We start from the raw sequence: 24,274 nt of genomic DNA on the forward strand, positions 1-24,274 counted from the left end.
CCCTCCAGCCGACCGCCTGCCTATTTTCTCCCGCTTCTCTATCCAAAATTACCCAAAATCTGCCCAAATTTGCCCATTTTTTAACCAGTTTTAAGCTGTTTTGAGCAAAATGCCGTGAGGCCGCCTTATGCCGGGCTAGTCCGCCTTACACCGGTTTTATTCGTTCCAAAATGGGCATCCCCTTACCTTTTTCAGCTGCCGGCACGCCAGAAAACAGTATTTCAAGCCTGCCTGTTGCCAAACGAGCAAAATATAGAACCCTACAAACATTATTCAGACCGTTTCAATATTCGGCAAACGCCCTACAGCGCCTCTTCCTGAAGCCCGCCAAACTGCTGAAAGTGCCTGGTAGATACTTTTTGGCAATTAAGGCCTAACCCCAACCGCCTCCAACAAACCAAATAGGCAAAACTAAAGGACAAATAGGATAGTTTTATCTCATTTATCCTTTAGTTAACCCTAAATATCAGCAAAGCAGTTATGGATTGGGCAAACACCACCGCCATCTGCTAAACCAACTGTTCGCCCCAATGCAGTTTCTGGCGCAGGGTTTTGTAGTATTGGTAATCGGTGGGGTGCAGCACGCGCAAGGTGTTGCGGTAGCGGCGGATGGTGAGCCGGTTCATGCTGTGCAGGTCGATGTGGGATTGGCCGTCGCAATGCACGCGGGCGTTGTCGGCTTTGGTGATGAGGATTTCGATTTCGCAGCTGTCGGGCACCACGATGGGGCGGTTGGTCATGGATTGCGGGCAGATGGGCACGAGGGTGAGGGCGCGCAGGGTGGATTGCAGAATCGGCCCGCCGGCGGCCAGGGCGTAGGCGGTGGAGCCGGTGGGAGTGGACACAATCAGCCCGTCGGAGCGTTGGGTGTAGACAAACTCTTGGTTGATAAACACTTCAAATTCAATCATCTGCCCTAATCCGCCACGACTAATGACTACTTCGTTGAGGGCCAGTTCGGTGCAGTCGGATTCGTCGTGGCGCTGTACGGTGCATTCGAGCATGATGCGCTCTTCAGACAAATATTGGCCGGCGAGCATGCGCGAAATATCGGCAATCATGTTTTGGCGCGGCACTTGGGTGAGAAAGCCTAAATGCCCCAAATGCACGCCCATGATGGGGATGCGGTAGGGGGCAAGCTGGCGGGCTACGGATAAGAATGTGCCGTCGCCGCCGAGCACCAGCACCAAATCGCAGCAAGTGCCCATGTCTTCTTTGGCTACCCGTCGGCAGCTTTCGGCCAGCGGATTGGCAGACAAATCGTTACCGCATTCTTCGTCCAGCAACACTTCGATGTTGTTTTCCAGAAAGAAGGCCACCAGCTCGCTCAGGGTTTCGCCCAGTTGCGGGGTGTTGGGGCGGGTGACGATGCCGATGCGGTGAAATTGGCTGTGTTTCATGGGGAAGACGGGGAAATTGGTGTTAGGCCGAACTCTACCTGATTTTCAGGTAGCCTGAAAGGCGGAAGCGGCTAAGCCGGCACCGCAGCGGTGTGCGGGCATCTATATTTTGTTTTTTATCATGCGGCTGATAGAATGCCGCGCCGTGTGGTTTTGTGTTTCAGGTAGCCTTTTGGGTGTAGCCATAGGCTACCTGAAACATAAGGCTGAACTATCCATTTCTTTTTCAGGTAGCCCCATGCCGCAATCCGCCCCGCCGCAGGCACTCGCCCTGCTCGGCCCCACCGCCGCCGGCAAAACCGCGCTCGCGCTTGCCTTGGCCGAACAGCTGTCGCTGGAAATCGTCAGCCTCGATTCCGCGCTGATTTACCGCGGCATGGACATTGGCACCGCCAAGCCCACTCCGGCCGAACGCGCCGCCGTGCCACACCACCTCATCGACATCATCAACCCGCCGCAAAGCTACAGCGTGGCCGATTTTTTAGCTGACTGCCTGCGCCTGTGCCGCAAAATCCGCGCACGCGGCCGCCTGCCGCTGATTGTGGGCGGCACCATGATGTACTACCACGCCCTCGCCAACGGCCTCAACAGCCTGCCCGCCGCCAATCCTGAAATCCGCCGCCAACTGCAAGAGCAAAAACAGCAACACGGCCTGCCTCATCTCTATGCCCAACTGCAACAGGCCGACCCCGCCACCGCCGCCCGGCTCAAGCCCGGCGACAGCCAGCGCATCGAACGCGCATTGGAAGTGTGGCTGCTCACCGGCCGGCCGCTCAGCCAACACTTTGCCGAGCAGCCCGGCGCCGCGCCGTCGCTCTCCCTGCGCAGCATCGCCCTGATTCCAGCGCAACGCGAACGGCTGCACCGCAATATCGAACAACGCTTCCACGCCATGCTGGAGCAAGGCTTCCTCGAAGAAGTGCGCCGGTTGCAAGCGCAATATCCCGAGCTCAATCCCGACTACCCCGCCGTGCGCTGCGTGGGCTACCGCCAAGCCTGGGCGCACCTGCGAGGCGAAACCGACCGCAACACCTTCATTGCCCAAGGCATCGCCGCCACCCGACAGCTCGCCAAGCGCCAGCTCACCTGGCTGCGTAAACTGCCCGCCGATTTGGTGATCGACCCGTTTTCAGGTAGCCTCCGGCAACACAGTCAAACCATTCATTCTTTTTACCAACAACACTTCGCATGAGCATTCCTGCCCCCGCCTCTTTCCGCCGCCGTTTCGCCGCCCTGTGCTACGAAGCCTTGCTGCTGGCCGCCGTAACCTGTGTAGCCTTTATCCCTGCCGCCGCCGCCAATATGGCGTTGCATACTGTGCCGCTGCTGGCCGAAACGGCCGTAGCACTGATCATCCTAGCTGTGTGGTGGGGCTATTTCCGCCTTTGCTGGCACAGCCCGCGCGGGCAAACCCTGCCGATGAAAGTGTGGCGGCTGCAGCTGCAAACCCCCACAGGCAGCCGCCCCAGTTTGCGCCAACTGCGCCTGCGCTTCATCTGGGCCACCGTACTGCTTTTGCTGCTGCCGCTCGCCTCCTTCGGCATCCTGCGCCAGCTCACCCCCCTGCCGCCCCGAACCGTGGCCGGCATGGCATTGGCGTGGTGGATATTGCCCATCGGCTTCGCCCTTATCCACCCCTCCCGCCAATTTCTCTACGACTACCTTGCCGGTACGGTTTTAACGGGCAAAGGACGGGAAGAGCCCCTTCGCTGAATACTTCCCTTCATACCGCTTGCCGCACTAGCCGCACCATACAAATAAAGGCACGATAGCAAAGGCTACCTGAAAACGCTTGGTTATTTTCAGGTAGCCTTTTGCCCGCACCGGGCTTGCGCCTACAAGCTGCCCGCGCCGGTTATCGCCCAACCTGCTGCCTGCGGCTCACCGCCTCTTATCAACAGTTCAGTTGGCTTGCCTATATGCCTTCAAGCAACACCTCTTTTGGCAACAGCTCACCCTCCTACGCCAAACTCTCCATACGGGCAGAAACAGCAATAAAAGGCTACCTGAAAACACTCAATTGCATTTTCAGGTAGCCTTATCCCAGCAAACCGCCTGCCTACAGCCTGCTCACGCCGATTACGCCTTTCACGTTGGCGAGGCTGGCGAGCACATGCGGCAGGTCGTCCACCTGATGTACTTCCAGCGTGAAGCGCAGGCTGGCCTGCAGGTTGCGCGATTGGGTTTGCACGGCGGTCACGTTGAGTTTGTGCCGCGCCAGCGCTTCGGAAATATCGCGCAACAGGCCGTTGCGGTCTTGGGCGGATACTTCGATGTCCACGGCAAACACCTGCCCTTCCGGCACGCCCGCCCAGCAGGCCGGCACGACTTTTTCAGCCGCCTCGGCGGCGAGCTTCTGGAAAGCGGCACAGCCGATGCGGTGGATGGAAATGCCGCGCCCGCGCGTTACGAAGCCGGCGATTTCGTCGGGCGGGGCGGGTTTGCAGCATTTGGCCAGCGTGGTGAGCAGGCCGGATTCGCCGTCCACCAAAATGCCGCCTTTGCCGCCGGTTTCTTTGATGCGCGACTGTTTGACGATGCTCTCGGTGCTCACGGGCGCGGCAGGCGGCTCGGCCAGCAGGCCGCAGGCTTTCTGCACGGCGCGGGGCATGATTTCGCCGTGTGCCACGGCGGTGTAGAGTTCGTCCGGTTTTTTGAAGCCGAGCTTTTCGGCCAAAGCCTGCATATTGGGCTTGGGCTGGACTTTGAGCAGGGTTTTTTCCAGCTGCAGCCGGCCTTGTTCGCGCACACTTTCGGCGTTTTGGCGGCGGATGTGGGCGCGGATTTTGGCGGCGGCTTTGCTGCTTTTCACCCAGCCTTCATACAGCCAGTTTACGGAGGGCTCGCCCTCTTTGGCGGCGATGATTTCCACACGCTGTCCGTTCTCCAGCGGGGTGGAGAGCGGCACGATTTGGCCGTCTACCTTTGCGCCGCGGCAGCGGTCGCCCAGGCTGCTGTGCAGGGCGTAGGCGAAGTCGATGGGGGTGGCGCCCACGGGCAGGGAGAGCACCTTGCCGTGCGGGGTGAGCACATAAATGGTGTCGTTGAAGAGCTCGGTTTGGAAGGCGGCGGCGAGGTCGGCTTTGCCGCTCTCGGCCATGTTCTCGCGCCAATCCAAGAGCTGGCGCAGCCAGGCGATTTTCTGCTCGTATGCGGAATCACCTTTGCCGCCTTCTTTATAACGCCAGTGCGCGGCCACGCCGAATTCGTTGAATTGGTGCATTTCTTTGGTGCGGATTTGCACCTCGATGCCTTTGTCTTCCGGGCCGACAATCACGGTGTGCAAGCTTTTGTAGCCGTTGCCTTTGGGGTTGGCGATGTAGTCGTCGAATTCGCCGGGGATGGGCTGCCACAAGCTGTGCACGATGCCCAGCACGGTGTAGCACTCGGGCACGCTGTTCACCAGCACGCGCACGGCGCGGATGTCGTAGAGCCCTTCGAAATCAAGCTTTTTCTTCACCATCTTGCGGTAGATGGAGTAGATGTGTTTGGGACGGCCGGCCACGTCGTAATCGCGGATGCCGTATTTGGCCAGCTCGGCTTTGAGGATGCCGAGGAAGTGGTCGATATAGTGCTGCCGCTCAGGGCGTTTTTCGTCTAGAAGTTTGGCGATGCGGCGGTATTCTTCGGGGTTTTGGTGGCGGAAGCCGAGGTCTTCGAGCTGCCATTTGAGCTGCCACACGCCCAAGCGGTTGGCCAGCGGGGCGAAAATATCCAGCGTTTCTTTGGCAATGCTGCGTTTTTCCGGGCTGTCGGGGCAGCTGCCGAGGTATTGCATGGTGCGGGTGCGCAGGGCGAGTTTGATCAGCACCACGCGGATGTCGGACACCATGGCCAACAGCATTTTGCGCATGGTTTCGGCCTGCGCGGCACGCTCTTCAGGCGTGGCCAAGCCGTCCACGCGGGCGAAGTGGGTGAGCTTCTGCACTTGGTCGATACCTTGTACCAGACCGCATACGGTTTGGCCGCATTGCTCGGCTACCTGAAGCTGCCAATCCCCGCCCTGCTTAGACATGCCCGACAATATGGTGGCGGCCACGGCTTCGGGCAGCAAATCGAGCTGTGCCACCATCTGCGCCGCGCCCACGGTGTGCGGCAGCAGCGGCTCGCCGGCATAGGTTTGCGCGTCGGCAGGGTAGTGCGCCTCGGCCAATGCGAGCGCCTGCTGCAAAAGTACGCGGTCGGCCTCATTTTGCTGCGCGGCATAGTCTTTCAGCCAGGCCAAACATTCTTGCTGGCCGGTTATATGCGTGTCGGAATAGCCGGTCTCCATGGTTTCCCCTTTTTTGCGGTATGAGACTTGATTGTAACCAAAAATCCGACAAGAAGGGTCTGGTTAATGCAGGGAGTTTGATGCAGGTGCAATTTTATTTGGAGAAATGGTAAGATTCGCGCTTCGCACAGGCTACCTGAAAGATACCCGCTATGCTGTTCCATCCCGAAGTCATGACCGTTGAAATGCTGGCGCAGAAAATCCGCAAAATCCCCAACTGGCCGCAGGAAGGCGTGCTGTTTCACGACATCACCCCCGTGCTGCAAAGCCCGGAATATTTCCGCCTGCTGGTGGATTTGCTCACCTACCGCTACATGACGCAAGACATCGATGTGGTGGCTGGGCTGGACGCGCGCGGCTTCATCATCGGCGCCGCGCTGGCCTATCAGCTCAACGTCGGCTTTGTGCCCATCCGCAAAAAAGGCAAGCTGCCCTTCACCACCCTTTCCGAAAGCTACGCGCTCGAATACGGCGAAGCCACCGTGGAAATCCACACCGACGCCATTAAAGACAACGCCCGCGTGTTGCTGGTGGACGACCTCGTGGCCACCGGCGGCACCATGCACGCCGGCATCACGCTCATCCGCAAGCTCGGCGGGAATGTGGTGGAAGCCGCCGCCATCCTTGAATTCACCGACCTGCCCGGCGGCGACCGCGTCCGCAACGAAGGCGTGCCCCTGTTTACCCTGTATCAAAACAGCGGCGCGGTAACAGAAGAGCATACCGCGCCGCAGGCCGGTTAAAAACCGCCCATACCCATATCCGGCTTTCAGGCTACCTGAAAGTCGGATGGTTTTTGATGGGGCAGCATTTTCTGCCGCCGTGATAAAACAACGCCGTATCGGCAGTATCAAAAGGCAGGGCAGTTCGCTATAATCGCCCACGCAGTATTTACCCGTGTTTTGATAAGGACCATGCTATGAAACTGTATCTTCCCCTGATTGCCGCCGCCGCTCTGGCGCTGGCTGCCTGCGGCGGCGAAAACGCCCCCAGCGCGCCCGCTTCCGAAGCCCACCACGACCACGCTGCTTCCGCCGCCTCCGCCGCTTCCCAAGCCGCACCGGCCTCTGAAGCCGCCTCTGCTCCCGCCGCAGCTGCCGAAGGCTGCTCAACATTGGTGGAAACCGGCGACAGCATGCAGTACAACACCGCCGAAATCAACGTGCCCAAAGGCTGTACCGACTTCACCGTTACCCTCAAACACACCGGCAGCTCGCCCAAAACCGCGATGGGGCATAACATCGTGATTACCGCTGAAGGCGACGTGAACGGCGTGAACAACGACGGCGTAGGCGCAGGCCCGGACAACGATTATGTGAAACCCGGCGACGAGCGCGTAATCGCCCACACCAAACTCATCGGCGGCGGCGAACAGGCCTCCGTTACCTTCCCCGTGGCCAAACTGGCCGCCGGCACCAACTACAAATTCTTCTGTTCCTTCCCCGGCCATGCCGGCGTGATGAACGGCGTGGTGAAACTGGCAAATTAACATCCAACGGTTTGCCCAAACAGGCAAAAGGCTACCTGAAAATTCAGGTAGCCTTTTTTACTGGCCGGATATGGATGCCAGAAGGCCGGTTTTTCAGGTAGCCTGATTTTGAAAGGCCGTGCCCGCTTACTCCGGCAGCACCTCTTCCGCCGCTTCCTGCACCAAGGCCGAAGCTGTTTCGATAACGGTTTGTTCGCCATTGGCTTCCAGCGGCAAACGAGCCAAAACAGTTTCGCTGGCACGCACTTTTTCGCCGATGGCCACTAGCGGCACGGCATCGGTGGGCAGATACACATCCACCCGCGAGCCGAAACGGATAAAGCCGTAGCGTTGGCCGCGCGTGATTTTTTCGCCCGGCTGCACGTAGCACAGAATGCGCCGCGCCACCAAACCGGCCACCTGCACAAAGGTCAGCTCGCGCCCACTTTGGGTGGTGGCGAACACCGCATTGCGCTCGTTTTCCGTGCTGGCCTTATCCAGCGCGGCGTTTACGAATTGGCCGGGGAAGTAATCCACCTGCGTTACCGTGCCGTCAACCGGCGCGCGCTGGGAATGCACGTTGAACACGTTCATAAACACGCTGATTTTCAGCGCGGGCACTTTGCGGAACGGGTCTTCGGCACGCTCCACCACCACAATGCGCCCGTCGGCCGGGCAGAGCACGGCTTCCGGATCGGCCGGAATATCGCGCGCCGGATCGCGGAAAAACTGCACAGCAAACACGGTGAACACCCAAAACGGCAGCGACCACCAGCCGCAGCAAAAGCTCACCAGCACGCTCAGCAGCAGCCCGCCCAAAATAAACGGCCAGCCTTCCCGCGCAATCAGCGGATGGGGGTAGAAACGGTTCACGGCATATCCTTTTTGAATTGAGTTGGAATGGGGCGGGATTATACAAGATACGGGGTAGAGGGAAAGCGGCTTGCGCCAAATCGATGAGGCTACCTGAAAGCATGAGCTTCAACGAAGTTAAAACAGCCCCGCCTGCATTTTCAGGTAGCCTCATAGTTTTACTCATCTGCGTAGGTTAAATTTTTAGTAGCTTGTACAAAGCGCAGACGCCCTCTACGTTGATACCCTATTAACCTTTGCGCCTCATGCCGGCGCGGGCACTTTCTTTTCTTTGCTTCGCTAAAGAAAAGAAAGCAAAAGAAAGGCAACTGCGGGCACGGGTTTGGCTTTGCCAAACTTCCCTCACTGCACACGGTTTTTCGGGCAGGCTCGCAACTTGCGGCTTCGCCGCTTCAAACATGCAAGCCCTTGTTTCCCGAAAAACCGTGCTCCGTTCGGCTGTGCCAGCAGAAGAGGATATAGCCCAACCGTTTCCATTCAATATTCTGTGTTTGATTCAGCAAGAACTTTAATCGATGAGGCTACCTGAAAGCATGAGCTTCAACGAAATTAAAACAGCCCGTCTGCGTTTTCAGGTAGCCTCAGTGCCCTTTCACCACTGCTCGCCGCGCTCGCCCGTGCGGTCGCCCCAGGTTTCGTCCGGTTCGTAGGGCAGCACCAGCATGGCCGTGAGCCAGCCGCCAACCGCAAACAGTGCGGGCAGCACATACCACGGCGGCGCGGCCATCAGCTGATTAATGGCCTCGGCGGGGAAAGGCATTGCCTCGCCCAAAATGGCGGCAACCAGCCGGTTGAATTCCGGCAGCACATTCACGCCCGCCAGTTGCGGCAGGGCATACAATGCCGCCGTCAGCAGCGTCCACACCAAAGCCGACACCGCCCGCCCTTGCAGATTGTTTTGCCAACCCAGCCGCTGCGCCAGCGCGCCGGTGAGCAGGGCAGGCAGTGCGAGCAGCCACAGGCCGTGGACAGCCGAGATCAGCACGATACTCGGCCCTTTAAGCCCCGCCAGACGCAGCAGCATGACCTGCGGCGACTGCCAGCCAGCCTTCCACAGCAGCGCCAGCACGCCGTAGAGCAGCCCGCAGAAAAACCCCGAACACAGCACATACCAAACCATCATTTTCCGCAGCGGCGGATTTTGCCGGCTCATTTGCCCGCTCCTTAGATAACACAAAAGGCGCACAGGCTACCTGAAAGCGCCATGCGCGTAAACCGGGCTGGCTTTAACTTCGTTGAATCCACGCTTTCAGGTAGCCTGTTCCGGCTGGACAAGTTCATGCGTTTAGGCACACAATCCCAGCCTTCAACCATCTTGCCAAACAAAGGAGCATCATGAGCCAGAACAACGCCACCATTCTGCAAACCCTGCCTGTTGGCCAAAAAGTCGGCATTGCCTTCTCCGGCGGCCTCGACACCTCCGCCGCCCTCCTGTGGATGAAACTCAAAGGCGCGCTGCCTTATGCCTACACCGCCAACCTCGGCCAGCCCGACGAAGACGACTACAACGCCATTCCCAAAAAAGCCATGGAATACGGCGCACAAAACGCCCGCCTGATTGACTGCCGCGCCCAGTTGGCGCACGAAGGCATTGCCGCCATCCAATGCGGCGCGTTCCACATTTCCACCGGCGGCGTGCCCTATTTCAACACCACGCCGCTCGGCCGCGCCGTCACCGGCACCATGCTCGTTTCCGCCATGAAGGAAGACGATGTGAACATCTGGGGCGACGGCAGCACCTACAAAGGCAACGATATTGAACGCTTCTACCGCTATGGCCTGCTCACCAATCCCGCGCTGAAAATCTACAAACCTTGGCTCGACCAGCAATTTATCGACGAACTCGGCGGCCGCCACGAAATGAGCCAATTCCTCATCGCCAACGGCTTCCAATACAAAATGTCGGTAGAAAAAGCCTATTCCACCGATTCCAATATGCTCGGCGCGACGCATGAAGCCAAAGATTTGGAGTTTCTGAACAGCGGCATCAAAATCGTCAAACCCATCATGGGCGTGGCGTTTTGGGATGAAAGCGTGGCAGTGAAGGCCGAAGAAGTGCGCGTGCGCTTTGAAGAAGGCGTGCCGGTGGCCTTGAACGGCCAAACCTTTGCCGACGCAGTGGAATTGTTCCTCGAAGCCAACCGCATCGGCGGCCGCCACGGCCTCGGCATGAGCGACCAAATCGAAAACCGCATCATCGAAGCCAAATCGCGCGGCATCTACGAAGCCCCGGGCATGGCGCTGCTGCACATCGCCTACGAACGCTTGGTAACCGGCATCCACAACGAAGACACCATCGAACAATACCGCATCAACGGCCTGCGCCTCGGCCGCCTGCTCTACCAAGGCCGCTGGTTCGACAGCCAAGCGCTGATGCTGCGCGAAACGGCACAACGCTGGGTGGCCAAAGCCATCACCGGCGAAGTAACGCTGGAACTGCGCCGCGGCAACGACTATTCGATTCTGAACACCGAATCGCCCAACCTCACTTACGCGCCCGAACGCCTGAGCATGGAAAAAGTGGAAAACGCCGCCTTCACCCCGCTCGACCGCATCGGCCAGCTAACCATGCGCAACCTCGACATCACCGACACCCGCGCCAAACTCGGCATCTACGCCGACAGCGGCCTGCTCTCGCTGGGCGAAGGCTCGGTGTTGCCGAAACTGGGCAAGGGTAAGTAAACCCGGGCTGTATAGAAGGCTACCTGAAACGAAACTGCCGAAGGCAGCCGAGTTTCTGCGAAGCCAAGATTTTCAGGTAGCCTCATCAACGAAAGGCTACCTGAAATTGCTTTCGGGCAGCCGCCTGCTCATGCGCTATAATGCCGCATCTTCAATCCATTCCGCCTGATGCCATGTCGCGCCGCCCTCCTTTCCAGCCCGACAAATCCCTCAGCCGCCCCGAGCGCGTATTGCTGGTGGGCGTGATGCTGGCCGACAGTTTCTCCGGCAGCAACGAGCAGCGCGCCCGCGCTTTTCAAAACGTGTTGGACGAAGCCGCTGAGCTGGTGCGTGCCGGCGGCGGGGAGTTGGTGCACGTTTCCACCGCCCGCCGCGACCGCCCCAGCGGCGCCTTGTTTGTGGGCACGGGCAAAGCCGAGGAGCTGGCGGCCGAAGTGCGGGCACACAATATCGAATTGGCCGTGTTCAACCACGAGCTCACGCCCACGCAGGAGCGCAACCTCGAAGAGAAGCTGCAATGCCGCGTGCTCGACCGCGTGGGGCTGATTCTCGCCATTTTCGCCCAGCGCGCGCAAAGCCAGGAAGGCCGCCTGCAAGTGGAGCTGGCGCAGCTCACCCACCTCTCCGGCCGTCTGGTGCGCGGCTACGGCCACCTGCAAAGCCAAAAAGGCGGCATCGGCCTCAAAGGTCCGGGCGAAACCCAGCTCGAAACCGACCGCCGCCTGATCGCCCAAAAAATCACCACCCTGAAAAAACGCCTTGCCGACGTGCGCCGCCAGCGTGCCACCCGCCGCAAAGCCCGCCAGCAGGGCAGCCTGCCCACTTTCGCCTTGGTGGGCTACACCAACACCGGCAAATCCAGCCTGTTCAACCGCCTCACCAAAGCCGACGTGCTGGCCAAAGACCAGCTCTTCGCCACGCTCGACACCACCGCCCGCCGCCTGTATCTCGACCGCGAGCACAGCATCATCCTCACCGACACCGTAGGCTTCGTGCGCGACCTGCCGCACCGCCTGGTGGCTGCTTTCTCCGCCACGCTGGAGGAAACCGCCCAAGCCGACGTCTTGCTCCATGTGGCCGACGTTTCCCAGCCCGACTACGAGCAGCGTATGGAAGACGTCAACCGTGTGCTGGCCGAAATCGGTGCCGCCGATGTGCCGCAGCTCTTGCTGTATAACAAAATCGACCTCCTGCCCGCCGAACAGCAACAGCCCGGCATCCTGCGCAGTAAAAGCGGCCAAATCGCCGCTGTGCGCCTCTCCGTTACCCAAAGCCTGGGCTTGGACGACTTGCGCCAGGCATTGATTGAGTGGGCGGATACGCATAGCAAGGCATCAGGCGGCAAAGAGGCTACCTGAAAAAGCCTTAAACCCCTGTCATCCTGTTATACCGTTTTCAAGCAGCCCCTACCGCCATACAGGCTACCTGAAATTCGCTTTAGGCAGCCTCCTTTCCATTCCACCCCGCCGCCCCAAGGCCACCATCGCCCCCGTCCGAGGAATCCCACCATGCCGCAATCCCCGCAGCTTTTGGCGCAAGAGCTGGCCGAGCACAAACGGCAAATCGTTGCCGACTACCGCCGCCACCGCAGCCCGCAGCGTTTTTTTGCCGACCACACCGCCCTGCTCTCCCACACCGTTACCGCGCTGTGGCGGCAGATGCAGCCGACAGGGGAGCTGGCGCTGCTGGCGCTGGGCGGCTTCGGGCGCGGCGAGATGTATCCGCATTCCGATGTGGATTTGGGCATTGTGGCGGCCGATTCCCTGACTGAAACGCAGCAGCGGCAAATTGAAACTTGGCTGCAAACCTTGTGGGACATGGGGCTGAATCCCTCGCTGAAAACCGGCAGCGTGGCCGAGCTGTGCGCCGGAGCGGCAGAAGATTTAACCGGCGACACCTCGCTTTTGGAAGCCCGCCTGCTCCACGGCAGCCGGGAATTGTTTGCCCGCCTGTGCCGCGATTTAGACGTGCAGCGCGACCTAACGGCCTTTGCCGAAGGCAAACTGCTGGAATTGCAGCAGCGGCACCTGAAAGCGCAAGCAGGCAGCAGCCTGGAGCCGAACCTGAAAACCTGCCCCGGCGGCCTGCGCGATATCCACACCATGCTCTGGCTGGCGCGGGTGCAGGGCATTTCGCCGCAACTGCACCGCCTCGCCCGCCAAGGCATCCTCACCCGCACCGAAGCGGCCATGCTGCGCCGCAGCCACCGCAGCCTGGCACGCATCCGCATCGAGCTGCACCTGGCCGCCGGCAAGCCGCAGGAGCAGCTGCGTTTCGACTTGCAGCCGCAGGTGGCCTACGCGCTGGGCTACACCGATGAAAGCAAACAAGTGCGCAGCGAGCGGCTGATGCACACGCTCTACCGCGCGGTGAAAACCGTGAAGCAGCTGGGCGGCATCCTGCTGCCGATGCTGCGCGGGCGCATTTCCTCGCCGCTGCCGCGCGTGGTGCTGGATTTGGACGAGCACTATTTCCAAGTAAACAACCTCATCGCCGTACGCGACAAAACTCTGTTCCGCCGCGAGCCGCAGCATATTTTCAAGGTGCTGGAACGGTGGCAGCAATACAGCGACCTCTCCGGCCTCTCCCCCGAAACCCTGCGCTCCTGGTGGCAGGCCGTGCAAAAAATCGATGGCCGCTTTTATGCCGATCCGGCCAACCGCCGCCGCTTCGTGGGCTTCTTCCGCCACGGCGGCGGGCTCACCCACCTGCTGCGCTTCCTCAACCTCTACGGCGCGCTTTCGCACTACCTGCCCGAGTGGGGCAAAATCGTCGGCCTGCTGCAACACGACCTGTTCCACGTTTACCCCGTGGACGACCACATCCTGATGGTGGTGCGCAATATGCGCCGGCTGGCTCTGGAAGCGCACAGCCACGAGCTGCCTTTTGCCAGCGCCCTGATGCACGCCTTCGAGCGCAAACCCGTGCTGTATTTGGCCGCCCTGTTTCACGACATCGCCAAGGGGCGCGGCGGCGACCACGCCGAACTGGGTATGGAAGACGCCCGCCGCTTCGCCGCCGACCATTTCCTGAGCCAATACGAAACCGACCTGCTCGTGTGGCTGGTGGGCAACCATCTTTTCATGTCGCTCACCGCGCAGAAAGAAGACATCCAAGACCCGGCCGTGGTGGCCGCCTTCTGCCGCCGCGTGCAAACGCCCGAGCGGCTCACCGCGCTTTACCTGCTCACCGTGGCCGATATGCGCGGCACCAACCCCAAAATCTGGAATGCCTGGAAAGCCAGCCTGCTCGAAACCCTGTTCCGCTCCGCCCTGCAATACTTCGGCGGCCAAACCACCAGCCGCGATATGGCCGTGAGCCGCCGCCAGCAAAAAGCCCGCCAGGCCTTGGCCGAAGCGGGCGTGGGCGAAGCGCAAAGCCGCGAACTGTGGCAACAGCTCGGGCAGGCCTATTTCGTGCGCCACAGCGCCGATATCATCCTGTGGCACTTGCCCCTGCTTGCTGCCGATGCCGCAACGCCCCAAGCCCACATCCGCCCCCTAAGCGCAACCGGCGGCCTGCAAGTGATGGTGTTCATGCCCAACCGCGACCGCCTGTTTGCCGGCTTGTGCCGCCTGTTCGGCCGCCACCAGCTCGGCATCCTCGCCGCCCACGCCTACGTTACCGACCACCAATACATTCTCGACACCTTCGTACTGCAACTGCCCGCCAACTGCCTGCCCGGCGACATCGAGCGCATCGGCAGCCGCCTGCAGCAAGCATTAAACCAATTCGTGCACCACCCGCCTGCCGCCGCCGAGCCCGCCCCAGCCCCCCGCCAGATGAGCCGCCGCCTGCGCCACCTGCCCATCGCCCCGCGCATCACCCTCTCCGCCGAAGAAACCGCCGGCGCCTACACCCTGGAAATCATCACCGCCAACCGCGCCTTCCTGCTGGCCGACATCGCCGACGTATTCGCCCAACTCAACATCAGCCTCAGCTACGCCGCCATCGCCACCTTCGACGAACGCGTGGAAGACAGCTTCCTAATCCGCCACCCCCAGCTGGCCGACACCGCCTTCCAGCTCAAACTCGAACGGCTGCTGCTGGAGCGCATCGGCGGCTGAACGCAGGCTACCTGAAACCCTTAAGTACGGCTTCGCACCCGCCCTCCGCAACGGCAAAGGCTACCTGAAAACCAATATACGCGAACCGTATGCTTGTTTTCTCTGCTGCTTCCGATTTTCAGGTAGCCTTTAAGGGCAAACAGCCCCCTGCCCTATCCGTCCCGGAGGCTGCCGGCCGCCAAACCGTCGTTGCCCCGGCCCGCCCGCTCCAGTAAACTGCCCGCGTTTGTATTTCTCCCCTCCACACCATGCCCCAAGCCCTCAACCTCCGCAACGGAACCATCACCTACGACAATTTCTTCTGGCTGCTGGAGCACGCCGATAAAAACCCGGCCGACCTGCTTTTAAGCGAAGACCTGCTGCAAATCAGCTTTGGCGGCGGGCAATACCTGCTCGATGCGGGCTGGTATGGCTTCGGCCCGCGCGGGCGGTTTGGCGTGATGCTGGTGGAAAACCAAGATTGGGAACATCCGCTGCGCCAAGAATACACCCGCGAAATCAGCCGCCTGCCTGCCCTGCTGCAGGAATGCATCGACTGGCTCTGGCACACCCGCATCGCCCCGGCCGAGGCCGATCCCCGCCCGCTGCTGCAAGTAGTGGCCGGCATTGTGTATAACGATCGCGGCGAGGTGCTGCTCAGTTCGCGCCCCGCAGGCAAGGCCTATGCGGGTTATTGGGAATTTGCCGGCGGCAAGGTGGAGGCGGGCGAGGGCGAACTGGCGGCATTGCGCCGCGAGTTTGCCGAAGAACTGGGCATTCAAATCCGCAGCGCCGTGCCGTGGCTCGCCAAAACCCACAGCTACGAACACGCCCATGTGCGGCTGCATTTTTTCCGCGTGCCGGCCGACGGCTGGCGCGGCGAATTGCAGGCGCGCGAAGGCCAACAATGGCGCTGGCAACAGCCGGGGCGTTATGATGTGTCGCCCATGCTGCCGGCCAATGCCGCGCTGCTGGCGGCGCTGGCTTTGCCCATGCAGTTTTCAGGTAGCCTGAATGAGGGTTTGCACGCGGCAGACGGTTTTTGCGTGCTGCCGCTTCATGCCGCCAACCCGCCGCCGGGCAGCCGCCTGCTGGCGGACTTAGCCGATTTGGCCGCCGACACGCCGGACGGTGTGCGCCGCTGGCCGCTGGTGCACTCGCCCGGCGGCCTTGCCGCCGCTGCCGCCGCCCAAGCCGAAGCCGCCGTGTGGCCGACAGATAACGCAACCGCGGCGGAACAAGCCTGCGCCGCGCTGGCCGAAGGCGTGCCGCTGCCGCTGGTGCTGCTGCCTGCCAATGCGGCGCTGGCAGCGCGTTATGCCGAGCGCTGGCTCGCGGCGGGGGCGCAGGCGGTGGTGCGCGGCAGTGAAGATAATTTCAGGTAGCCTTTGCAATGCCTTTATAATGACGGCCGAAGTTTTTCAGGTAGCCTCCTCCCTTCCCACCACCTCACAAGGAATCCCCATGCTCCCCACAATCAAACGCGCCCTCATCAGCCTTTCCGATAAAACCGGTGCCGTTGAATTTGCCCGCACGCTCGACAAGCTCGGCGTGGCCATCCTCTCCACCGGTGGTACGGCCAAGCTCTTGGCCGATGCGGGCATTCCCGTCATCGAAGTGTCCGACTACACCGGCTTCCCCGAAATGCTCGACGGCCGCGTGAAAACGCTGCACCCGAAAATCCACGGCGGCATCCTCGGCCGACGCGATCTGCTTGATCACGTTGCCACCATGGAAGAGCACGACATCGGCAACATCGACCTCGTGTGCGTCAACCTCTACCCCTTCGCCGCCACCATCGCCAAACCCGGCTGCACGCTGGAAGACGCGATTGAAAACATCGACATCGGCGGCCCGACCATGGTGCGCTCCGCCGCAAAAAACTGGAAACACGTCGCCATCGTTACCGACACCGCCGACTTCCCCGCCATCGCCGCCGAAATGGAAGCCAACGGCGGCGCGTTGAGCGACAAAACCCGCTTCAACCTGTCGCGCAAAGCGTTCAGCCACACCGCCCAATACGACGGCATGATTTCCAACTACTTAACCTCGCTTTCAGACGGCGTCTTGAGCGGCACGCCCGAAGTCGGCGAATTCCCAAGCCAGTTCAACCAAAGCTGGATTAAAGTTCAAGACATGCGCTACGGCGAAAACCCGCACCAGCGCGCCGCGTTCTACCGCGATGTGTACCCCGCCGCAGGCAGCCTCGCCGCCTACAAACAACTGCAAGGCAAAGAATTGTCGTACAACAATATCGCCGATGCCGATGCCGCATGGGAAGCCGTCAAGTCCTTCGACGCGCCCGCCTGCGTGATTGTGAAACACGCCAATCCGTGCGGCGTCGCCGTCGCAGCCGATACCTTGACCGCCTACAAACTCGCCTACGCCACCGACACCACCAGCGCGTTCGGCGGCATCATCGCCTTCAACCGCGAAGTGGACGGCGCAACCGTGAAACAGATTACCGACAACCAGTTTATGGAAGTCCTCATGGCGCCCAAGTTCACCGCCGAAGCCCTCGAAATCGCCGCCGCCAAGAAAAACGTGCGCGTGTTGGAAGTGCCGCTTGAAGCAGGCGCGAACCGCTTCGAACTCAAACGCGTCGGCGGCGGGCTGTTGGTGCAAACGCCCGACATCCACCGCATCAGCCGCGCCGATTTGAAAGTCGTCTCCAAACGCCAACCGACCAAACAGGAATGGAACGATTTGCTGTTCGTCTGGAACGTCGCCAAATACGTCAAATCCAACGCCATCGTGTTCGGCAAAGGTGGCCAGACCTACGGCATCGGCGCAGGCCAAATGAGCCGCGTGGACAGCACCCGCATCGCCGCCCGAAAAGCGCAAGATGCAGGCCTAGACTTACACGGCGCATGTGCCGCCTCTGATGCCTTCTTCCCCTTCCGCGACGGCGTGGACGTGATTGCCGAGCAAGGCATCAAAGCCATCATCCACCCCGCAGGCTCGATGCGCGATCAGGAAGTCTTCGACGCGGCGGACGAACACGGTATTGCGATGGTAGTAACGGGCGTGCGCCATTTCAGGCATTGAGTTTTCAAATAGCTTTAATGTATGATAAGGCTACCTGAAAACTGTATTTCCTAACTTTTTTGATATTGATGGAGAAAAAAATGGCAATAAAAAATCAGATTCCTTTATCGGATTATTCATGGCTGGATAAATGCAACAAAGAAACTTTTAAAACTTGGACAATTCCCAATCCAATTAAAAGCAACTATACAGATGGGGAAAAAAGAGAGTTTCTGATTGAATTTAATGGATTTTCTTTTCATGATTATCTTTCCATTTCAAGCGGATGCGAAATTTACCTGCCATCCCATCTTAGCCAAATTATCGAAACCGAGTGGGAGAGAGAGTCAACCATTTCCGTTGTTTTTACTGCGCTAGATTTATTGGGAAGTCCAAAAATAGGAGATAAAATCACCGACAGTAATTCTGCCAAAGGTTGGGATGTTCTACGTACTGCAAAAGTTCGACTCGGCCATGCTAAATTTAAAAAGGGGCTGACAGATTATTGGGAAGATAAATGTGCTGTTCTTGGAATTAAAAATCCTATCGGCGGAAAATTTTTAATTGCTTCTCATATTATTCCTTGGTCAATTGCTAATGAAAACGACAAGGTACAGCAATTTAACGGGCTATTATTATCTCCGCACCTAGATCGCCTATTTGATGCGGGCTATATTAGTTTTGATGATCATGGCAAGCTTCTTTATAAGCCAGAATATAGCGAATTATTGAAACAAATGGCTATTCCTTCCGCTAGTAAACTTCGAAAATTAGATAAACGGCATATCCCATTTTTACGGAAACATCGAGAAATTTTTGATTTTGAATAAAATAAAGGCTACCTGAAAACTTTATAGCGAATTAATTTATAAAAGGTTTTGTCGGATACAAGTATCCGACAAAACTATGATTACTGCTTTTTCAGGTAGCCTCAAGAACAAACCCATGGAACCTCAAGAACTCGATACCCTAGATCTCAACGAAGCCCTCGCCGAAATCCTGCAAGCCCACGGCTATGCCTGCCAAACGCGGGGCGACAAAATCCTGCCCGATTTCGCCGTGCCCGTGCAGCTCGAAACCTGGGTGTTTCCGCGCGAACACGCCAACGGCGTGGTGGTGAGCCGTTTCGATGTCGGCATCACCCTGCCCGACGGGCGCGAACTCTACGAATGCTGCGGCGACATCGGCGAGAATCTGGAAGAAGCCGTTTCGCGCAACCTGCACAGCTTCTGTACCAACAGCCTGCATGTTTTGCTGGACGCCTTCAACCCCAACGAAAACCATTGCCCGCACAAAATCTGGACAGCCCGCAACGGCAACCGTTTCCAAGCCATTTTGGGCGACTGGACAACGAAAAAACTGGGCGAAGACACCGACGGCGATGATGCAGAAACCATCGGCAACATCATCCCCGAAGCGCTGGAAAGCACGCTGCAAACCATCATCTGTCATCAAAACCTCACAGCGCAGTATCACTTAATCCGCTTCTTCTACGCCCAATCGGACAACGAAACGACGAACGTGGAATTTATGATCGACAACCAAGACGATGCCGCCGAAGAAGAACAACAGCTTGCCGCCCTCCCCTGGCCGCGCCGGGAAGCCTATTACAGCGTGCGCCGCTGCATCATGCTCAAGCCTTTGGATGAAGGCCGGGCATAAGCCCCTATCGTTTTGCCATAAAGAAAGGCTACCTGAAATTTTTCAGGTAGCCTTTTGCTCAAATACGACTTACATCGGTTTAGTCTTCGCCGGCAAATGCCAACAGCAGGCGCAGGAGGCCGGTGAAGATGTTGTAGATGGCAACAAACAGCGTGAGCGCGGCGCTGATGTGGCTGTCTTCGCCACCTTCAATGATCACGCGCACCTGCCACATAATCAGCACGGAACTCACAATCACAAACAGGGCGGATACAGTGAGCGAGAGCGCGGGAATCTGCAGGAAGAAGCTGGCTACCATAGCAATAGCGGCCACCACAAAACCCACGGTAACGAAGCGGGCGATGCTGTTGGTTTGGAAGGTGGGCGATTTGGCCATGGCCGCCATGCTCAGGAACACAGCGGCAGTCATTACGGCGGCGATGCCAATGAGCTGGATGCCATTGGAAAGCGCCAGGCTGTAGTTCAAAATCGGGCCCAGCGTGAAACCGAGGCCGAAAGTGAGCACCATCAGCAGGGCAGCACCCACGTTGCTGTAGCGGTTTTTCTCAATCAGAAAGCTCATACCGTAGAAGAAGGCGAAGAAAATGCCCAGGGCAACCCAATAGTTGCCGGTGAAGCTGAACAGGCTCAGGCCGGTGGCCATGGCGACGAACGCGCCGGCAGCCGCCGGAAGGAACGAGAGCCCGAGCAGGCCGTAGGTTTTGCGCAAAATGGTGCTTTGCGCGGAAACGCTGCCGCCCACATCGGTGTAATCGTAAACATTGCGCGGTTGCATGTGGAAAAACTCCTATTAAATATCAATTAAAAGAAACGAATGTGGATTGTAGCAGCAAATACGCCGTTTGCAAAAAATTCAGCCGTCCGCCGCCGCTGCCTGCTTCAGCAGTCAAACAGCAAGATGGGGCAACAGGGCAGGTTTGCAAGCGTTGCAGCATATATTTGGCTATAATTCAGCACTTTCTATTCCCTGCCGCACACCATGCCTGCTCCCCGCTACGCCGTTTTCGGCAACCCCGTGGCCCACAGCCGCTCGCCTGCCATCCACCAAATGTTTACCGCACAAGAAGGTACGGCGATCGAATATGAACGATTACTGGCCGAGCCGGGCTGCTTCGCCCAAGCTGCCGCCGCCTTTTTCGCTGATGGCGGCGCGGGCGCAAATGTAACCGTGCCGTTTAAAACCGATGCCTGCGCCTGGGCAGACAGCCTTTCCGAACGCGCCCGTGCCGCCGGCGCAGCCAATACCTTAATCAAACAAGCTAACGGCAAAATCCATGCCGACAATACCGACGGCATCGGTTTGGTGGCCGATATTAGCCACAATTTTCAGGTAGCCCTAGCGGGCAAACGTATCCTCATCATCGGCGCGGGCGGTGCAGCGCGCGGCGTGATACTGCCTCTCTTCGAATGCCACCCCGCCAGCCTCACCATTACCAACCGCACCGCGGCCAAGGCGCAAGAGCTGGCTGCCATTTTCGGCATTCGTGCTGCCGAGTTGGGCGAGCTACCTGCCGCCGGTTTCGATATCATCATCAACGCCACCTCCGGCAGCCTGAGCGGCCAAGTGCCCGCCATTGCCCCTGCCGTGTTCGCCCAATGCGAACTCGCCTACGACATGGCCTATGGGCGCGAGCCTACCGCCTTTATGCGTTTCGCTGCCGAAGCCGGCGCACAACGCAGCGCCGACGGCTTGGGCATGCTGGTGGAGCAAGCCGCCGAATCCTACCGCCTCTGGCGCGGCTTCTCCCCCGAAACCGCCCCCGTACTCGCCGCCCTGCGTGGGGGAGAAATTTAGCGCGAACCTGCCAAAGGCTACCTGAAAACTTGGCCTCGCAGAAACTCAGCTTCCGGCGGAAACTGCATTTTAACTTCGTTGAAGCCGCGCTTTCAGGTAGCCTAAAAATCCTTTATAATCCGCCCCTTTTTCCAAACCGCGGTTCGCAACCCTCCCGCGTTACCAAAACTAAGGACTCCCATGCGCAACAAAGAAGAGCTCAGCGGCCTCTCCCTGCTGGGCAACACCGGCACGCAATATCCCTCAACCTACGCCCCCGAAATCCTCGAAGCGTTCGACAACAAACACCCCGGCAACGACTACTTCGTCAAGTTCGTTTGCCCGGAATTCACCAGCCTGTGCCCGCTCACCGGCCAGCCCGATTTCGCCACCATCCTCATCCGCTATATCCCCGACATCAAAATGGTGGAAAGCAAATCGCTCAAGCTCTACCTCTTCAGCTTCCGCAACCATGGCGACTTTCACGAAGATTGCATCAACATCATCATGAAAGATCTCATCAAGCTGATGAACCCGAAATATATTGAAGTGTTCGGCGAATTCACCCCGCGCGGCGGCATTGCCATCCATCCGTTCGCCAACTATGGCCGCCCCGGCACACCGTTCGAGCAAATGGCGCGCGAGCGGCTGTTTAAATACGATAGGCAGTAAGCCTGCGGGCTACCTGAAACTCATGCCGATTGCTGAAATTAAAAATCGTGCCGCCTCTCTTCCCCCGCTGGATAACGAAGCATTGGCTGCCGAAGTTCAGCGGCTGAAACAGCCCGGCGCGGCATTGCCGGCCTGTATTCCCTTTGTGTAAGCCAACCGCCGCATCAGCCTGAACGAAGCCAAATGACTCGCCCTCTCCCTGCTGGTTTTCGGCAATTTTTGAACAGGCCTGCCAAATCGTGCAGGCAGAGTTTGAGCAGGAAACATAGCAGCCATATTTTCAGGTAGCCTCTACGCCTATCTCCTAAAATTTATAGAAAACATCATGCCCCACATCCTTCCCACCCACTACGCCGGCCAGCCCCTGCCAGCCGAATACCTCGCCATGATTAGTCAGGCACATGCCATCCAAGTGTATGAAACACCTGAAGGTAAAAATGTGGATTTCGAACCGCCTAGGCTATTGTGCAAAACAGACCACAATGGCCTGCCCTACTACGCAGACCTTTCCGATCCCGAGTTCTACTTCAAAGCCACCGAAACCAGCAGCGATTGGCCGCAATTATCGCTGGAAGAAATACAGCAGGGCTTTACCATCGGCAGCCACAACGAAGGCCGCTTGTTCCTCCTGCCCAACCAATCCGTTTGGCTGATTTACAGCGATTTGTTCTACCAAAAAATTGCCGACCACTTCAGCCAATGGTTTGCCGGCCTCAGCTTTTCCTTTGAAGCAGGCGGCGGAGATTAAGTTTCTCCATCTAAGGCTACCTGAAAATAAAGCCTTAACGTGGTTACCTAAAAAGTCCAAGCTCCTGCGGATATGGAACAATGAAACCAACAGTCTACGAAACGGTACGCCTCCTGCAGCAAACCATCCCGCTGCCGGTTCAGGCGGTATTGGCTCTGCTCAAGCAACACGGTAGTCCTGAAGCCGCCCGCGCCGCCTACCGTGCCGACCAAATCGCCCATATCAGCCAAACTGCCGGTTGCAGTGAAACCGAAGCTGCCGAACACTACGACAAACACCAAGGCAACACCGAACGTGCCATCCGAGCCATCCTCCGTACCCCCGTTTATTTGGGCGAACCCGTTATCAACGGTGAAAAATCCGGCTACGCCATCACGCCCTTGGATGAAAAAGGCAACGAGGCTGCGGGCAGGCATGCCTTTATCCAATCCGAAAATTTCGAGCCGGTCAAGCCTCTGTTTGCGCCGTATTTCCCACGGCAATGCCCGCTTTCTGGCCAAGAAGAGCACGGTTTGAACCCCACGTCGGACAACTATTTCCCGGCCGCCCAATGCCTGGAAATCGCCGACCGGCTGCGTCAAACCGCCTCCGGGATGCCGGATAACGGAACCACCCGCTTATTCCTAGCCGTTGCCGCCTATTTGGAAACATCCTGCCGCCAAGCCGATTGCCGCTACCTCGACTTTTACGGTACGCTGTAGCCTGTCGGGAAGGCTACCTGAAAACCAACCCCTTCCCCAACCCCGCGCGGTTCGCAACCCTCCCGCGCAGATTTTTATCTAAACCAAAACTAAGGACCATTCATGCAAAACTACCGCTTCACCCCCGCCCAACAGCAGCAAGCCCTCCGTTGGCTCGTTTTCTTCCACATCCTGGTGATTGCTGCCAGCAACTATCTCGTGCAGTTCCCCTTCAGCGTCACCCTGCCCAACGGCTTCGAAGTGCATTCCACCTGGGGCGCGCTCAGCTTCCCTTTCATCTTCCTCGCCACCGATTTAACCGTGCGCATCTTCGGCCAAAGCCTCGCCCGGCGCATTATCTTCTTTGTTATGTTCCCCGCCTTGCTCGTTTCTTATGCCTTTTCCGTGCTGTTTCAAGAAGGCGCGTGGACAGGCTGGAGCGCGCTTGCCGTGTTCGTGATGCCCGTGTTCCGCATCGCCCTGGCCAGCTTTGCTGCCTATGCCGTCGGTCAAATTCTCGATATTGTCGTGTTCAACCGCCTGCGCCAGCTGAAATCTTGGTGGATCGCCCCCACCGCCTCCACCTTCGCCGGCAACGCCGTGGATACCGTGCTTTTCTTCTCCATCGCCTTCGCCGGCAGCAGCGATGCCTTTATGGCCGCCAACTGGCCGCACATCGCCTTTGTCGATTACCTGTTCAAACTCGTGATCGGTACACTCTTCTTCCTACCCGCCTACGGCCTCATCCTCAACATCCTCACCCGCAAGCTCACCACCTTGCACCAAGCTGTTGCCACCGAAGCCGTATCCGCCCAGCCGGAAGCCGCCGGCCAATCCAATTAAACTTTCAGGTAGCCTTTTGTTTGTTCAAAGGCTACCTGAAACTAAAACCGTAGGCCGGGCATTCATGCCAAACAACTGTCAGGCGAAAATATCGGGCATAAGCCTGCCAGCCGTCGGCTGATGTGG

At 58.6% G+C, this 24,274-nt stretch carries 23 protein-coding genes; 18 read left to right on the forward strand and 5 right to left on the reverse strand.

From position 1 onward, the window contains the following. Positions 1 to 509 precede the first annotated feature (509 nt). Positions 510 to 1,400 (reverse strand): NAD(+) kinase, encoded by an 891-nt coding sequence (locus A7Q00_RS06820; protein WP_064089841.1) that lies wholly within the window; start codon positions 1,398 to 1,400, stop codon positions 510 to 512. 238 nt (positions 1,401 to 1,638) lie between these two features. On the opposite strand from A7Q00_RS06820, the gene miaA reads away from it, so the two are divergent. After that, a complete protein-coding gene (gene miaA, locus A7Q00_RS06825; RefSeq protein WP_064089842.1) occupies positions 1,639 to 2,592 on the forward strand; it encodes a tRNA (adenosine(37)-N6)-dimethylallyltransferase MiaA in 954 nt (317 codons plus the stop codon). Beyond that, positions 2,589 to 3,113, forward strand: a complete 525-nt coding sequence (locus A7Q00_RS06830) for an RDD family protein (protein WP_064089843.1) — start codon at positions 2,589 to 2,591, stop codon at positions 3,111 to 3,113. The genes miaA and A7Q00_RS06830 overlap by 4 nt, the downstream gene beginning before the upstream one ends. A 346-nt stretch (positions 3,114 to 3,459) precedes the next feature. Here the strand turns inward: A7Q00_RS06830 and A7Q00_RS06835 are convergent, their stop codons facing one another. Then, the gene (locus A7Q00_RS06835; RefSeq protein WP_156503767.1) at positions 3,460 to 5,673 is read right to left on the reverse strand and encodes a RelA/SpoT family protein; all 2,214 of its coding nucleotides are present in this window, start codon (positions 5,671 to 5,673) and stop codon (positions 3,460 to 3,462) included. Between the two features lie 152 nt (positions 5,674 to 5,825). Here A7Q00_RS06835 and A7Q00_RS06840 point away from each other — a divergent pair, with 152 nt between their 5' ends. Then, on the forward strand, positions 5,826 to 6,416 hold the full coding sequence (locus A7Q00_RS06840; protein ID WP_064089844.1) for an adenine phosphoribosyltransferase: 591 nt from the start codon (positions 5,826 to 5,828) through the stop codon (positions 6,414 to 6,416). Between the two features lie 176 nt (positions 6,417 to 6,592). Then, on the forward strand, positions 6,593 to 7,162 hold the full coding sequence (gene azu, locus A7Q00_RS06845; protein ID WP_064089845.1) for an azurin: 570 nt from the start codon (positions 6,593 to 6,595) through the stop codon (positions 7,160 to 7,162). A gap of 126 nt (positions 7,163 to 7,288) precedes the next feature. Here azu and A7Q00_RS06850 read toward each other — a convergent pair whose 3' ends face one another. Beyond that, positions 7,289 to 8,014, reverse strand: coding sequence for a phosphatidylserine decarboxylase (locus tag A7Q00_RS06850; protein WP_064089846.1), 726 nt, complete (start codon positions 8,012 to 8,014; stop codon positions 7,289 to 7,291). Between the two features lie 592 nt (positions 8,015 to 8,606). Further along, entirely contained in the window at positions 8,607 to 9,167 is a 561-nt protein-coding gene (locus tag A7Q00_RS06855) for a hypothetical protein (RefSeq protein ID WP_064089847.1), read from the reverse strand. Between the two features lie 182 nt (positions 9,168 to 9,349). On the opposite strand from A7Q00_RS06855, the gene argG reads away from it, so the two are divergent. From argG to A7Q00_RS06890, 8 genes are all read left to right on the forward strand, one after another. Further along, positions 9,350 to 10,696 carry an argininosuccinate synthase gene (gene argG / locus A7Q00_RS06860; protein ID WP_064089848.1) on the forward strand — a complete coding sequence of 449 codons (1,347 nt, stop codon included), beginning with the start codon at positions 9,350 to 9,352 and terminating at the stop codon, positions 10,694 to 10,696. Between the two features lie 173 nt (positions 10,697 to 10,869). Beyond that, positions 10,870 to 12,054: a GTPase HflX gene (gene hflX / locus A7Q00_RS06865; RefSeq protein ID WP_064089895.1), complete on the forward strand. Its 1,185-nt coding sequence runs from the start codon at positions 10,870 to 10,872 to the stop codon at positions 12,052 to 12,054. Between the two features lie 150 nt (positions 12,055 to 12,204). Next, complete coding sequence (glnD, locus tag A7Q00_RS06870; protein WP_179946212.1) at positions 12,205 to 14,763, forward strand: [protein-PII] uridylyltransferase; 2,559 nt, start codon at positions 12,205 to 12,207, stop codon at positions 14,761 to 14,763. A gap of 89 nt (positions 14,764 to 14,852) precedes the next feature. Then, on the forward strand, positions 14,853 to 14,978 hold the full coding sequence (locus tag A7Q00_RS14160) for a hypothetical protein (protein WP_281179005.1): 126 nt from the start codon (positions 14,853 to 14,855) through the stop codon (positions 14,976 to 14,978). A 33-nt stretch (positions 14,979 to 15,011) separates the two neighbouring features. Beyond that, positions 15,012 to 16,127 (forward strand): NUDIX domain-containing protein, encoded by a 1,116-nt coding sequence (locus A7Q00_RS06875; protein ID WP_342668420.1) that lies wholly within the window; start codon positions 15,012 to 15,014, stop codon positions 16,125 to 16,127. 79 nt (positions 16,128 to 16,206) lie between these two features. Next, on the forward strand, positions 16,207 to 17,790 hold the full coding sequence (gene purH, locus A7Q00_RS06880) for a bifunctional phosphoribosylaminoimidazolecarboxamide formyltransferase/IMP cyclohydrolase (protein WP_064089849.1): 1,584 nt from the start codon (positions 16,207 to 16,209) through the stop codon (positions 17,788 to 17,790). An 80-nt stretch (positions 17,791 to 17,870) separates the two neighbouring features. Next, positions 17,871 to 18,599: an HNH endonuclease gene (locus tag A7Q00_RS06885; protein WP_179946213.1), complete on the forward strand. Its 729-nt coding sequence runs from the start codon at positions 17,871 to 17,873 to the stop codon at positions 18,597 to 18,599. Between the two features lie 115 nt (positions 18,600 to 18,714). Beyond that, positions 18,715 to 19,431 (forward strand): DUF6348 family protein, encoded by a 717-nt coding sequence (locus tag A7Q00_RS06890; RefSeq protein WP_064089851.1) that lies wholly within the window; start codon positions 18,715 to 18,717, stop codon positions 19,429 to 19,431. Positions 19,432 to 19,510: 79 nt separating this feature from the next. Here A7Q00_RS06890 and A7Q00_RS06895 read toward each other — a convergent pair whose 3' ends face one another. Then, positions 19,511 to 20,206 (reverse strand): Bax inhibitor-1 family protein, encoded by a 696-nt coding sequence (locus tag A7Q00_RS06895; protein ID WP_064089852.1) that lies wholly within the window; start codon positions 20,204 to 20,206, stop codon positions 19,511 to 19,513. A 204-nt stretch (positions 20,207 to 20,410) separates the two neighbouring features. Here A7Q00_RS06895 and aroE point away from each other — a divergent pair, with 204 nt between their 5' ends. From aroE to A7Q00_RS06920, 6 genes are all read left to right on the forward strand, one after another. Beyond that, positions 20,411 to 21,226, forward strand: a complete 816-nt coding sequence (gene aroE / locus A7Q00_RS06900; protein ID WP_064089853.1) for a shikimate dehydrogenase — start codon at positions 20,411 to 20,413, stop codon at positions 21,224 to 21,226. A gap of 180 nt (positions 21,227 to 21,406) precedes the next feature. Then, positions 21,407 to 21,877, forward strand: coding sequence for a preQ(1) synthase (gene queF, locus A7Q00_RS06905; RefSeq protein ID WP_064089854.1), 471 nt, complete (start codon positions 21,407 to 21,409; stop codon positions 21,875 to 21,877). Positions 21,878 to 21,899: 22 nt separating this feature from the next. After that, on the forward strand, positions 21,900 to 22,028 hold the full coding sequence (locus tag A7Q00_RS14165) for a hypothetical protein (protein WP_281179006.1): 129 nt from the start codon (positions 21,900 to 21,902) through the stop codon (positions 22,026 to 22,028). Between the two features lie 174 nt (positions 22,029 to 22,202). Then, positions 22,203 to 22,625, forward strand: coding sequence for a hypothetical protein (locus A7Q00_RS06910; RefSeq protein WP_064089855.1), 423 nt, complete (start codon positions 22,203 to 22,205; stop codon positions 22,623 to 22,625). An 80-nt stretch (positions 22,626 to 22,705) separates the two neighbouring features. Continuing rightward, positions 22,706 to 23,326, forward strand: a complete 621-nt coding sequence (locus tag A7Q00_RS06915) for a hypothetical protein (RefSeq protein ID WP_064089856.1) — start codon at positions 22,706 to 22,708, stop codon at positions 23,324 to 23,326. 102 nt (positions 23,327 to 23,428) lie between these two features. Then, positions 23,429 to 24,148, forward strand: a complete 720-nt coding sequence (locus A7Q00_RS06920; protein ID WP_064089857.1) for a 7-cyano-7-deazaguanine/7-aminomethyl-7-deazaguanine transporter — start codon at positions 23,429 to 23,431, stop codon at positions 24,146 to 24,148. The last annotated feature ends 126 nt before the right edge of the window (positions 24,149 to 24,274 follow it).

It is taken from the genome of Eikenella halliae (genome assembly GCF_001648475.1).
Lineage (GTDB): Bacteria > Pseudomonadota > Gammaproteobacteria > Burkholderiales > Neisseriaceae > Eikenella > Eikenella halliae.

What these genes read in the sequence shown, in the direction of transcription:
- A7Q00_RS06820 (WP_064089841.1), bottom strand. Translation starts at nt 1,400, where the DNA reads ATGAAACACAGCCAATTTCACCGCATCGGCATCGTCACCCGCCCCAAC.
- miaA (WP_064089842.1), top strand. Translation starts at nt 1,639, where the DNA reads ATGCCGCAATCCGCCCCGCCGCAGGCACTCGCCCTGCTCGGCCCCACC.
- A7Q00_RS06830 (WP_064089843.1), top strand. Translation starts at nt 2,589, where the DNA reads ATGAGCATTCCTGCCCCCGCCTCTTTCCGCCGCCGTTTCGCCGCCCTG.
- A7Q00_RS06835 (WP_156503767.1), bottom strand. Translation starts at nt 5,673, where the DNA reads ATGGAGACCGGCTATTCCGACACGCATATAACCGGCCAGCAAGAATGT.
- A7Q00_RS06840 (WP_064089844.1), top strand. Translation starts at nt 5,826, where the DNA reads ATGCTGTTCCATCCCGAAGTCATGACCGTTGAAATGCTGGCGCAGAAA.
- azu (WP_064089845.1), top strand. Translation starts at nt 6,593, where the DNA reads ATGAAACTGTATCTTCCCCTGATTGCCGCCGCCGCTCTGGCGCTGGCT.
- A7Q00_RS06855 (WP_064089847.1), bottom strand. Translation starts at nt 9,167, where the DNA reads ATGAGCCGGCAAAATCCGCCGCTGCGGAAAATGATGGTTTGGTATGTG.
- argG (WP_064089848.1), top strand. Translation starts at nt 9,350, where the DNA reads ATGAGCCAGAACAACGCCACCATTCTGCAAACCCTGCCTGTTGGCCAA.
- hflX (WP_064089895.1), top strand. Translation starts at nt 10,870, where the DNA reads ATGTCGCGCCGCCCTCCTTTCCAGCCCGACAAATCCCTCAGCCGCCCC.
- glnD (WP_179946212.1), top strand. Translation starts at nt 12,205, where the DNA reads ATGCCGCAATCCCCGCAGCTTTTGGCGCAAGAGCTGGCCGAGCACAAA.
- A7Q00_RS14160 (WP_281179005.1), top strand. Translation starts at nt 14,853, where the DNA reads ATGCTTGTTTTCTCTGCTGCTTCCGATTTTCAGGTAGCCTTTAAGGGC.
- A7Q00_RS06875 (WP_342668420.1), top strand. Translation starts at nt 15,012, where the DNA reads ATGCCCCAAGCCCTCAACCTCCGCAACGGAACCATCACCTACGACAAT.
- purH (WP_064089849.1), top strand. Translation starts at nt 16,207, where the DNA reads ATGCTCCCCACAATCAAACGCGCCCTCATCAGCCTTTCCGATAAAACC.
- A7Q00_RS06885 (WP_179946213.1), top strand. Translation starts at nt 17,871, where the DNA reads ATGGCAATAAAAAATCAGATTCCTTTATCGGATTATTCATGGCTGGAT.
- A7Q00_RS06890 (WP_064089851.1), top strand. Translation starts at nt 18,715, where the DNA reads ATGGAACCTCAAGAACTCGATACCCTAGATCTCAACGAAGCCCTCGCC.
- A7Q00_RS06895 (WP_064089852.1), bottom strand. Translation starts at nt 20,206, where the DNA reads ATGCAACCGCGCAATGTTTACGATTACACCGATGTGGGCGGCAGCGTT.
- aroE (WP_064089853.1), top strand. Translation starts at nt 20,411, where the DNA reads ATGCCTGCTCCCCGCTACGCCGTTTTCGGCAACCCCGTGGCCCACAGC.
- queF (WP_064089854.1), top strand. Translation starts at nt 21,407, where the DNA reads ATGCGCAACAAAGAAGAGCTCAGCGGCCTCTCCCTGCTGGGCAACACC.
- A7Q00_RS14165 (WP_281179006.1), top strand. Translation starts at nt 21,900, where the DNA reads ATGCCGATTGCTGAAATTAAAAATCGTGCCGCCTCTCTTCCCCCGCTG.
- A7Q00_RS06910 (WP_064089855.1), top strand. Translation starts at nt 22,203, where the DNA reads ATGCCCCACATCCTTCCCACCCACTACGCCGGCCAGCCCCTGCCAGCC.
- A7Q00_RS06915 (WP_064089856.1), top strand. Translation starts at nt 22,706, where the DNA reads ATGAAACCAACAGTCTACGAAACGGTACGCCTCCTGCAGCAAACCATC.
- A7Q00_RS06920 (WP_064089857.1), top strand. Translation starts at nt 23,429, where the DNA reads ATGCAAAACTACCGCTTCACCCCCGCCCAACAGCAGCAAGCCCTCCGT.